The following is an 11,765-nucleotide window of genomic DNA, read 5'->3' as shown; positions in this document are numbered from 1 at the left end:
AGAAGCGTTCCGCCAGGAGGTAATGCGCAAGCCGTCTATTGCTTCAGCGACAACCAGCATGCTGCTACCTGTGAACATTCAAGCCAACTCTGCTGATTTAAACTGGGCAGGCAAAGATCCCAAACTACAAACAAGTGTCTCCTGTATGTTTGTCGGTAGCGATTTTACACGTACCATGAACATCAAAATTCTGGATGGACGTGATTTTCGGGCCGATAGTCCTGCCGATTCAACAAACTATCTCATCAACGAAGCAACCGCTAAACTGATGAGCGAGTCCACGCCGGGTATGAAGAACCCGGTAGGTAAGGAAGTTTCGTTCTGGCCAGGTAAAGGCCGAATTATCGGCTTAATGAAAGATTTCCATCTACAATCACTTCATCAGGCGATTACGCCATTAATTCTTTGTTTCGACTACCGGAACACAAGCTATTTACTGGTAAAAACCCGCGCGGGTCAAACGCAGCAAGCCATCGCTGATCTGGAGCAACTTTCTAAGGAATTCAATCCGAACTACCCATTCAACTACCATTTTCTGGATGAAGAATACGAGAATCTTTATCGGTCTGAACAGCAAGTCCATACGCTTGTCAATTATTTCGGCATACTCGCCATTCTGATCTCGTGTCTGGGTTTATTTGGGCTGGCTATGTTCACTGCGGAGCAGCGGACGAAAGAAATTGGCGTTCGCAAAGTACTGGGTGCCAGCGTAACAAGCATTGTTGGGCTGCTTTCGACGGATTTTCTCAAACTTGTCTTTATAGCGTTACTGATAGCCTCTCCCCTGGCCTGGTGGGCTTTGGATAAATGGCTGGGTACGTTCGCTTACCAAACTAAATTGACGTGGTGGATTTTCGGTCTGGCCGGTGTCTTATCCATTCTGATTGCTTTCCTGACAGTAAGTTATCAGAGCATCAGGGCCGCAACGGTAAACCCCGTAAAATCGCTACGTAGTGAATAGCAAGGGGCATGGGGCCAAGGGTAAGAAGAAGACTAGCGACACTTTACCCTTGGCCCCATGCCCCTTGCTACAAAAACTGATTCAGGTCGAGATTGAGAATATTAGAGAAAGAAGATTCGGTTGTCAGACCACCATCGCCAAAACCGTAGCGACGCCATTGATGGGTTTTGTAATTGTAAATGAAACCTTCGCGGATGCCGTACAGATCATTATCGATTAGCTGAATAACTTTCTGAATATCATCCTTTTGACCTTTGGTCTTACAGACTTCAATAATAATTGGTGTTTGGTCTAGGTCGTTGTCAATCAGTGATAAGTCAGGAATAAGACTCGCTTTAGCATCATCGAGCATTGTTTCCGGCAATGGTTCAAGATGTATACTTTTTTCACGATAAAAGAGTAACCCAGTCCGGTAGTCAGCTTAGCGATAACAAGCTGATGATCAGTCGGTTCTTCCACGCTCTGATCTTCGTGAACAAGAGATGAAGGAGTTAGAGATGGGAAGTACATACTATGTTGTTTTTAACAAACATACCCTAAACGTTCATGCTACGTAACTACCTCAAAATTGCCTTCCGCACCCTCTGGAAAAACCGTACGCATACGTTGATTAACATCGTTGGCCTCTCGGTGGCGTTTGGTACGTGCGTATTGATCTTTCTGACAGCTACGTTCGAATTATCGTACGACAAATTTCATACCAATTCGGATCGCATCTTCCGATTATATTTTCTTTCTTCCAATCGTGATGGCTCACCCGACAGAAGCTCTTCAATGCCTTATCCGATTGCACCGGCGCTTAAGGCTGAGTTCCCGGAAATAGAAGGTGCAACCCGTTGGTTCAATCGTACAGCAGGTATTCGACGAAACAACCAGACGTACAACAAAAATGTCAGGGTAGCCGACGCCGATTTTCTCCAACTATTTACGTTTCCGCTACGTAAAGGCAATCCCAAAACGGCCATGAACAGCCTGAGCGACATTGTCATCAGTGAGAGCATGGCGAAAGATATTTTTGGAGCGCAGGACCCGATAGGTCAGTCATTACAATTGCGAGTTGATGATAACTGGCAAACCTTCAACGTAACAGCCGTTGCCAGTGATGTCCCTAAAAACTCTTCTCTGGATTTTGATGCGCTAATCCGCAGTGAAAACGCAGGCGATTATGCTGAAAACAAAGGACGCTGGGATCACTCCAATCATGACGTTTACGTAAAACTGAAACCCGGTACTGATCCGCAAACACTTCAACGACGGTCGCAGGCGCTGATGAACAAGTATTTTGCCACCGATATAAAACAGCGGCAGGAACAGGGATTTCCGAAAAATGAACAGGGCTTTCAACGTAGTCTGATGTTCCAGCCCCTGCTAAATGTTCATTTCGACACGGAAACCACGCATGGTCTTGGCATAAGCCGAACCTACGTTTTTACGTTACTGCTGGTAGGTCTGTTTGTTCTGGCAATTGCCTGTATTAATTTCATCAATCTGACCATCGCACAATCGCTCTCAAGGGCGCGGGAAGTGGGCGTTCGAAAATCGCTGGGTGCTCAGCGCGCTCAGTTGTTTGGTCAGATTTGGGGTGAAACGCTGTTGTTATGCTTTATCGCCTTCATTATTGGGCTGGGCCTGGCGTACAGTGCCTTACCTACGTTCAATCGAATGTTTCAGAGTCAGCTAACAATAACTGACTTTTTGCAACCCACCGTTTTGGCCGTAACCAGCCTGGGCTTTCTACTCATTACGTTAATTGCGGGTGGTTATCCATCCTGGTACGTAACGCGGTTCAATGCAGTAGAAGTGTTGAAAGGAACACTCAAGCTGAGCCGTCCCGGTTTGCTACGTAACTCACTTATTATTACACAGTTTACCATTGCCTGCCTGCTGATTGTATGTACGGTCATTGTGCGCCAGCAAATTACGTATCTCCAGCAAAAACCGATGGGGCTGGATAAGGAACAGGTAGTTAGTATTCCGGTTGGGAATGAACTCAACGGAGTAGAGGCTCTGAGGGTGTTACGTAACCGACTCAGCAATCAGCCAACCATCGTAGCGATATCGGGCTCGGGCGTCAATATCGGTGCCGGACTGGATGGCACTTCGAACCGGATGATGTATGGGTTTACCTATGGCAAGCGTGACGTTACCTGCGACTGGCTACGTATCGACACCCATTACCTGAAAACTATGGGTATCAGGCTTTTACAAGGCCGCGACTTTAGTTCAAGCTTCAGTACGGACTCGAGTACATCAATCCTGATTACGCAAAGTATGGCGAAGCAGTTAGGCGAAGCCAATCCGGTGGGAAAGTTTATTAAACCCGACCAAAAACAGTTTCAGATAGTTGGGGTTGTAGCGGATTTCAATCTGTATTCGCTGCATCAGGAAGCGAAGCCTATTACCCTGCAAATGCAGACAAACGACCCAATCCGGTATATTCTGGTGCGGGTAAGTCCGCAAAACCTGACAGGCGCCATGGACATTATCAAAACCGCCTGGAAAACCGTAGCGCCTAAGCAGGAATTTATTGGCTCGTTTCTGGACGAAAACACTGAACGCTGGTATAAACGGGAACAACGACTGGCTACTATTTTTTCTACAGCGGCAGGCATTGCCATTGTGCTATCCTGCATGGGTCTGTTTGCCATTGCACTGCTGACCATTCAGCAACGTACTAAAGAGATTGGCGTTCGCAAAGTTCTAGGCGCATCGGTGGTTAGTATTGTTGGCCTGCTTTCCAAAGATTTCCTGAAGCTCGTTATGGCAGCCATTATCATTGCCTCACCCGTTGCCTGGTATGTTATGGACAAGTGGCTGGCGGATTTTGCGTATAAGATCGATATCGAATGGTGGGTGTTCGCTGCGGCAGGCTCGGTATCGGTTGCTATTGCCTTATTAACAGTGAGTTTCCAAAGCGTGAAAGCGGCTCTGATGAATCCGGTAAAGTCACTACGTTCCGAATAACAGCGGGTACAGGGTAAAACTCATCCACCCCTACCCCATGTCCTCTGCCCCAAACCCCACGCCCTATGCTACGTAACTACCTCAAAATCGCCCTCCGCAATCTGGCTAAGCACAAGGCCAATACAGCCATTAATATTGTGGGGTTAGCCATAGGCATGGCTTGTTGCCTGCTGATTGTTCTGTACGTGACGGATGAGCTAAGCTACGATCAGCACTGGGCTAACGGCGAGCGTATTTACCGCATGGCGCTGGAACGAAAATACCCGGATCGGGTCAGTAAATACGCCATCATTCCACCCTCCTACGCGCAGTCGATTAAGAAAGAAATACCCGAAATACAACAGACAACCCGTGTTTTTAATTTCGGCAATAACGCGCCAACCTTACTGAAACTGGATGGCCGAACCCTTGAGGAACGGGGATTCATGGCGGTGGATTCCACTTTTTTTCAGGTATTTCAGGTGCCTTTGCTACGTGGTCAGTCAGATAAAGCACTAAACCGGCCGAATACGGTTGTACTGACAGAAACGACAGCCCGGCGGTTATTTGGCAAGACCAATCCAATTGGGAAAGTGCTGGAAATTGTTCAGGGGCCAAAACTGGAAGTTACGGGTATATGCGCCGATCCCGTCCGAAATGCTCACTTTACGTTCAATTTTCTGGCGTCGACACGGGGATTTGCGCAGGATGACCAACCCAACCACATCAGTTTTGCGGCCCATACGTACCTGCTGCTACGTTCTGATGCCAGGCCCGATGCTATTCAGGCCAAACTACCGGCCGTTGTGGAAAAATACGCAGCCGGTGAGGTGGAACGTAACTTCGGCATGCCCTACCGCGACTATGTAAAGGCAGGGAACGGCTATTTCTATTTCCTGCAGCCACTACGTAGCATTCATCTCGATTCCCATCTCGAAGCCGAACATCAACCCAACGGCAGCCAAACCTTAGTCACTATCTTTTCGATCATTGCCGGGTTTGTGCTGCTGATCGCCTGCATCAACTTCATGAATTTAGCCACCGCCCGGTCGTCGGAGCGTGCACGCGAGGTTGGCATCCGGAAATCACTTGGCTCAACAACCAATCAGTTAGCCGCTCAATTTTTAACGGAATCTGTTTTGCTGAGTCTTTTCAGCTTGATCGTGGCTGTCTTTCTGGTCGCGGTTCTGTTAGCGCCGTTTAATACGTTAGCCAATAAATCGCTTACCCTATCCTCGCTGGTCGATTGGCAAACACTGCCACTCTTGTTAGGCGGGGCAATTGCTGTGGGCTTACTGGCAGGAAGTTACCCCGCAGGGGTGTTGTCGGCCTTTGAGCCGATTAAAGTTCTTAAGGGCCGATTTTCCTCGACCCGCCAGGGGCATTTGCTACGTAATGGCCTGGTTGTGTTTCAGTTCGCCATATCGGTTCTGTTAATCGTTAGTACGGTAGTAGTGTTTAGCCAGTTGAATTTTATTCAGCAGAAAGAACTGGGTTTTACAAAAGAGTCGGTCATTAAATTAACCAGTACCTTTTTTCTGGATAGAAACACGGAAGCCTTCAAGCAGGAAGTCGCAAAACTGGCGGGCGTTACGAGTGTAGGTGGTACCAGCAGCACACCCGGCGACGAAGGTTATTTTGGCATAACCTTCCGTAGAAACGGCGAGAACGAAACGGTTACAGGCAGAGGCTGCGTGGTTGACGATCAATATTTTCAGACGATGCAGATGGACATGCTGGCGGGACGCCCGTTCAGTCGCCAGTTCGATGACTCGCTCTCCGTTATCCTGAATGAAGAGGCTGCCCGGCAAATAGGATTTACAAACCCCATCGGCAAACAAATCACGAGTCCTGATAATCTGACTCAACAGGGTGGCGCGCCGGTTACGTATACAGTGGTGGGTGTTGTCCGTAACTTTCATTTTGGCTCGCTGCACCAGCGTATTGGCCCTTTGTTTATCCTCAACGATCGACTATTTCGTAGAGTTGACAATCAACTGGTTGTCCGGATTCGGGCCGTCAATCCAGGTGCTGTCCTGAGCCAGATAGAATTGATCTGGAAACGTTATCTGCCTGACCAGCCCATTCATTATTCATACCTGGATAGTGACTGGACGGCTTTGTATCAATCGGAGCAGGTGGCCCAGCGGATATTCGGCGTGTTTGCGATGCTGGCTATTTTTATCGCCTGCATGGGGCTTCTGGGCCTGGCCATGTATGTAATCCGACTACGGACCAAAGAAATCGGTGTACGGAAAGTGCTGGGAGCTTCTATTCCGGGGCTGGTTATTTTACTCTCCAGAGATTTTCTGAAACTAGTACTCATCGCCATTGTCATTGCTACACCGGTTGCGTGGTACGTAATGAGCAGATGGTTGGATGGCTTTGCCTACAAAATCGATTTAGCGTGGTGGATGTTTGCGCTCGCCGGATTTCTGGCGGTTGGAATTGCCTTATTGACCGTAAGTTTTCAGTCCGTAAAAGCAGCATTAATGAATCCCGTTACGTCTTTACGTAGTGAATAGCATAGGGCATTGGGGTCTGGGCATGGGGTAACACCTATCCAAACCCCAATGCCCTACGCCCCAACCCCTATACTATATGCTACAAAACTATTTTAAAATTGCCTGGCGGAATCTGCTCCGCAACAAAGCCTTTTCGGCTATCAACATTCTGGGTCTGGCCATTGGCGTTGCCGCCTGTCTGCTCATTCTGCAATACGTTACGTTTGAACTGAGTTATGATAATTTTCATACCAAAGGCGATCGTATTTATCGCGTTCTTCAGGATCGGTACGACAAGGGTAAACTCAGCACACAGTGGGCGGGTGGTGCGCAAGCCGCCGGAAATTCGTTTAAAGCCAATTTTGGTGAGGTCGAGGATTATGTTAAAGTCCTGAAACGTCGTGCACTCATTGCTGACTATGGCGAAAAAAGCCTGAAAGTTGAGCGAGTATTTATTGCCAGTGAATCATTTTTCAAGATTTTTTCCTACCCACTACTCTCCGGCGACATCAATAGCGTATTGAGCGAGCCCAACACAATTTCTCTCTCCGAATCAGTGGCGAAGCGATTGTTCGGCAATGAAAATCCGATGGGAAAAACGATTAAACTGAATCAGCAGAAGGCGGTCAAAGTAACGGGTGTTTATCAGGATATGCCCGCCAATTCGCACCTGCACGCTGATTTACTGATTCCGCATCTGACGTTTATCAACGAAGTGGGTAAAGATAATAACCCGGATAATGCCTGGATGTGGGATGGTGCAATGTCGTACTTGTTACTACGTCTTGATCGCAACGGCGAACCGGCCAATCCGAAAGCGCTTGAAGCCAAGTTTATCCCATACATTCAAAAAACCATCGGCGCGGAACTGAAAAAGTACGACGCCGATGCAGTGTATACGCTTCAACCGCTACGTAGCATTCATCTGTACTCCCATTTCATGGAAGAAGCCGAGCCGAATGGCGATGGCAAAACGGTTTATTTATTGCTGGGGATTGCTTTTTTTATCGTTGTGATCGCCTGGGTTAATTACATCAATCTGTCCACAGCACGAGCCATCAATCGGGCTAAAGAAGTCGGGGTTCGGAAAGCGGTGGGTTCACTACGTGGGCAACTGATCCGGCAATTCATGACGGAATCGTTTTTGCTGAACGGGCTTGCCGTTGGGCTTGCCCTGCTCATTGTTATTGTGTCTATTCCGATGTTCAATCAGTTGTCGGGCCAGGAATTAACCTTCTCACTGTTAGCCAGTTCAAGGTTCTGGGTGCCGCTGGTTGTGCTTTTTGTAGCTGGTACGTTTCTATCCGGTGTTTATCCAGCCTTTGTTCTGTCCGGCTTCCAGCCGGTATCCGTTCTGAAAGGTAAAGTCGGCACATCCCGGCAAGGCATTATGCTACGTAAATCGCTGGTGGTGTTTCAGTTTGCGGCATCGTTGTTTCTGTTGGTCGGTACGTTGGCGGTGTTTCATCAGATCCAGTTTATGCGGTCGCAAAGTCTGGGCCTCAATATCGACCAGACGCTGGTCATCAATCCACCAATCATCAGAACCGATTCAACGTTTATGCGGCAGATGCTGGCCTTTAAGGAGGAGCTGTTACGTAAGCCAAGCATTCGGTCTATTGCAGCTTCAACGGTGGTACCGGGGCAGGCATCGGACTGGAACGCAGGCGGTATTCGGCTAAAAGGTACCGACGAAAGCACCAGTAAACAGTATCGTATTATTGGCGTTGATTACGACTTTATGAAAACGTTCGACCTGAAACTACTGGCCGGACGTAATTTTGCGAAGGAGTTTGGCAGCGATCCGAAAGCGCTTATTTTCAATAAAATGGCGGCTAAGCAACTCGGTTTCGACCAGCCCGCTCAGGCCATTGGTAAACAGATTGAGTTCTGGGGCGAAACATATACGCTGGTGGGCGTTACGGATAATTTCCACCAACAATCCCTGCGCGATGCCTACGAACCGCTCATTCTTCGCCTGATTCCCGACGTGCGGGGGTTTTTCTCCATCAAGCTGGCTTCCAATCAGTTGAATAACACGGTTTCAGACATCCGCACCGAGTGGAATCATTTTTTTCCTGGCAATCCGTTTGAATATTCGTTTCTGGATGAACGGTTCAACGAACAGTACCGCGCCGATCAACGCTTCGGGCAGGTGTTTGGGCTGTTTACGGGATTGGCTATTCTGGTGGCCTGCCTGGGTCTGTTTGGGTTAGCTTCGTTTACGACGGCCCAACGTACCAAAGAGATTGGCATTCGGAAAGTGCTGGGCTCTTCGGTCTCAGAGATTGTTACGATGCTCTATCGGGAATTTGCTGTATTGATTCTGGTTGCTTTTGTTGTGTCGACACCCTTAGCCTGGTACGCTGTTAACCAGTGGCTCCAGAGCTATGCGTTTCGGTCAACCATCCAATGGTGGTTATTCGTGATACCTTTCGCTCTGGTACTGGTAATTGCGTTGCTAACGGTAAGTTTCCAAAGCGTGAAAGCGGCTCTGATGAATCCGATCAAATCACTACGTAGTGAGTAGCATAGGGCGGAGGGTTTGGGGCAACGGGGAATAAAAAACCAGCCTTCCCTCCCAAATCCTCTGCCCTAAACCTCAAACCCTATGCTCAAAAACTATCTCAAAATTGCGGTTCGGAATTTGTGGAGAAACAAGATTTTCTCTGGAATCAACATCATTGGTCTGGCGGTCGGACTAACGTCATGCCTGCTGCTGTTTGTTTATATCACGCATGAATTGAGTTATGATAACTTTCAACTGAAAGCGGATCGGCTCGTACGGGTGACGATGGAATACAGTATGGATGGCCGGGTAGCTAAAATACCGCAAACCGGTACGAAAGTTGCGCCTGAATTTGGACGGCAGTTTCCGGAAATTGAATCGGGCGTTCGGATGATCAATCGAGACGGTGTTGTGGTTCACGGCGATCAGCAGTTCAGCGAAAAGCGAATTGTGTTTGCCGACTCGGCTTTCTTTACGTTGTTTTCCTTTTCGCTACGTAAAGGCAATCCACAAACGGCGCTGGCCGGCCCGAATCGGGTGGTGTTATCGGAATCAACGGCGAAGAAGTATTTCGGAACCGAAAACCCGATCGGTAAAGCACTACGTATCAATACGGGCGGCAGCTTCCGCGATTACGCCATAACGGGCGTCGTTACCGATTGCCCCGCTAATTCTCAGATTAAATACGATCTGCTTACCTCGTTTACGACGCTCCAGGCTTCGAAATCTGAAGAATGGTTTTCATCGAATTATGCTACGTATCTGCTGTTACGTAAGCCTGATAATATTTCTTCGTTGCAGGCAAAGATTCCAGGCTTCATGAAAACGCAGTTCGGCAAAGAAGACATGCAGGCCGGTGGTTATCTGACTTACAATCTGGAACCGCTACGTAGTGTGCACCTGCATTCGGATGTCGACGGGAGTTTTGAACCGAACGGCGATCTGACCTACATCTATATTTTCGGTTCTATTGCGCTGCTGATTCTGCTGATTGCCTGTGTTAACTACGTGAACCTCGCTACGTCGCGTGCTGTCGAGCGGGCGCAGGAAGTAGGGGTGCGGAAGGTAATGGGCGCTCAGCGCGCTCAGTTGTTTGGTCAGTTCATCGGCGAATCAGTTATCGTTACGTCAACTGCTCTGGTGCTGGCTTTAGTGCTTGCTACGCTGACGCTGCCCCTGTTCAATACGTTATCAGACCGACAATTTTCGGCGGATGTGTGGTTGCAGCCGGGTAACCTGCTCCTGCTACTTGGCGTCGGGTTAGTGGTTAGTTTAGTAGCAGGAAGCTACCCGGCGTTGATACTTGCCCGGTTTCAGCCGGTACAGGTGCTGAAAGGCCATTTGAAAACAACAGGGGCCGGGCAATTTCGAAAAGCGCTGATCGTGTTTCAGTTTGCGATTACGGCCTTTCTCATTATCAGTACGTTGCTGGTCCGTAATCAACTGGCATTTATCCAGCAGAAGAAATTAGGGTATGGCAAAGATCATGTGCTGATGCTACCCGTCGACAAACAGGTTAATGAAAAAATAGCCGCGATTAAAAGCGAATTCCGTCAAAACACTGACGTACAGCACGTTTCTCTGGCCTCTGAATCGCCCGTATTTGTGGAAGGTGGCTATGGTATGCGGCATCCAAACATGCCCGTTGGGCAACGGCAAATGGTGGCAGGTGTGAGTGTTGATGAAGATTATGTACCTGCCTTGGGTTTGCAGTTGATTGCCGGCAGTAACATCAATACCGCCGATATGGATCGTATTTCGCGGACGGACAATGATAGCCTCACCCGTAGTCGATTTATCCTTAATGAATCTGCCGTAAAGGCACTAGGCTGGACCCCTCAGCAAGCAATTGGTCAGAGGTTGGATGTAAACGGTCGATTAGGGGAAGTTAAAGGAGTCGTATCCGATTTTCATTTTACCTCCATGAAACAGGCGATTAGCCCGCTGGTACTCTTTCCACAAAATGGTGGCGAAATTCTGCTGGTTAAACTATCCGGTAGCCAATTGGCGAATACACTTCAGTTTCTGGAAAAAAAATGGCGAACACTGATTCCAGAGCGGCCTTTCTCGTATGAGTTCATGGACGAAGAGTTTAACAAACTTTATGCTGTCGAAGCACGTACCGGACGGATTTTCAGCGTTTTTGCGTTTCTATCCATCTTCCTGGCTTGCCTCGGACTGTTCGGATTATCAGCCTACGCAACAGCGCAACGGACCAAGGAGATTGGCGTGCGCAAAGTGCTGGGCGCATCCGTGTTTAGCATCGTTAGCCTGCTGTCGAAGGATTTCCTGAAGTTAGTTGTCATCGCTATAGTGGTAGCCTCACCAATTGGATGGTACGTCATGAATCGCTGGCTCACTGATTTCGTATACCGGATCGACATTGCCTGGTGGGTTTTCGCAATCGCGGGTATTCTGACCGTAGCGGTAACGTTATTAACCGTCAGTTTTCAGTCGATCAGGGCAGCGCTGGTAAATCCGGTGAAATCATTACGTAGCGAATAAGTCGGATGAACAGAAAAAATAAGAAGCCAATCGCTGTCATCTACGCATAAAGCCCATTTCTGACGAGTCGACTTATTACCGATCAGGAAAAATTGAACAATACAGATATTTCCTGGTAGTATATCCTAAACAATCGATAAATTCACGCTTGAACTCAAGCGTGAATTTTAGTTCAGGAACCTCACAAATTCAATCACTTACGTTATGGGTATTACCTTAGAACAGGCAGAAACGGCTATTAAAGCAGCCAAAGAAAAGGCCAGCGAAATCAACACCTTAATGAATCTTGCCGTAGTCGATGCGGGTGCGAATCTGATTGCCTTTGTCCATATGGATGGGGCGT

7 protein-coding genes are annotated in these 11,765 nt (G+C 48.2%); 6 read left to right on the top strand and 1 reads right to left on the bottom strand.

Annotated elements, in window-relative coordinates; genetic code table 11:
- Window positions 1–961 (top strand): ABC transporter permease (locus ACOJS8_RS15955; RefSeq protein ID WP_420149538.1); only part of this gene is annotated, 961 nt, incomplete at its 5' end.
- A 67-nt stretch (window positions 962–1,028) separates the two neighbouring features.
- On the opposite strand, the gene ACOJS8_RS15950 is transcribed toward ACOJS8_RS15955, so the two are convergent.
- A complete protein-coding gene (locus ACOJS8_RS15950) occupies window positions 1,029–1,313 on the bottom strand; it encodes a hypothetical protein (RefSeq protein WP_420149537.1) in 285 nt (94 codons plus the stop codon).
- A 194-nt stretch (window positions 1,314–1,507) separates the two neighbouring features.
- Between ACOJS8_RS15950 and ACOJS8_RS15945 the strand changes: the two genes are divergently transcribed.
- The 5 genes from ACOJS8_RS15945 to ACOJS8_RS15925 all read left to right on the top strand — a co-directional run.
- A complete protein-coding gene (locus tag ACOJS8_RS15945; RefSeq protein WP_420149536.1) occupies window positions 1,508–3,925 on the top strand; it encodes an ABC transporter permease in 2,418 nt (805 codons plus the stop codon).
- 65 nt (window positions 3,926–3,990) lie between these two features.
- Complete coding sequence (locus tag ACOJS8_RS15940) at window positions 3,991–6,429, top strand: ABC transporter permease (protein WP_420149535.1); 2,439 nt, start codon at window positions 3,991–3,993, stop codon at window positions 6,427–6,429.
- 76 nt (window positions 6,430–6,505) lie between these two features.
- Window positions 6,506–8,938: an ABC transporter permease gene (locus ACOJS8_RS15935; protein WP_420149534.1), complete on the top strand. Its 2,433-nt coding sequence runs from the start codon at window positions 6,506–6,508 to the stop codon at window positions 8,936–8,938.
- A gap of 81 nt (window positions 8,939–9,019) precedes the next feature.
- The gene (locus tag ACOJS8_RS15930; protein WP_420149533.1) at window positions 9,020–11,422 is read left to right on the top strand and encodes an ABC transporter permease; all 2,403 of its coding nucleotides are present in this window, start codon (window positions 9,020–9,022) and stop codon (window positions 11,420–11,422) included.
- A gap of 204 nt (window positions 11,423–11,626) precedes the next feature.
- Window positions 11,627–11,765, top strand: a 139-nt coding sequence (locus ACOJS8_RS15925) for a heme-binding protein (RefSeq protein WP_420149539.1), incomplete at its 3' end; no start/stop codon positions are given.

Source organism: Spirosoma sp. (assembly GCF_048594605.1).
Taxonomy (GTDB): domain Bacteria; phylum Bacteroidota; class Bacteroidia; order Cytophagales; family Spirosomataceae; genus Spirosoma.
Note: the sequence above shows the minus strand (reverse complement) of the source record. Positions and strands in the feature narration are given on the sequence as shown.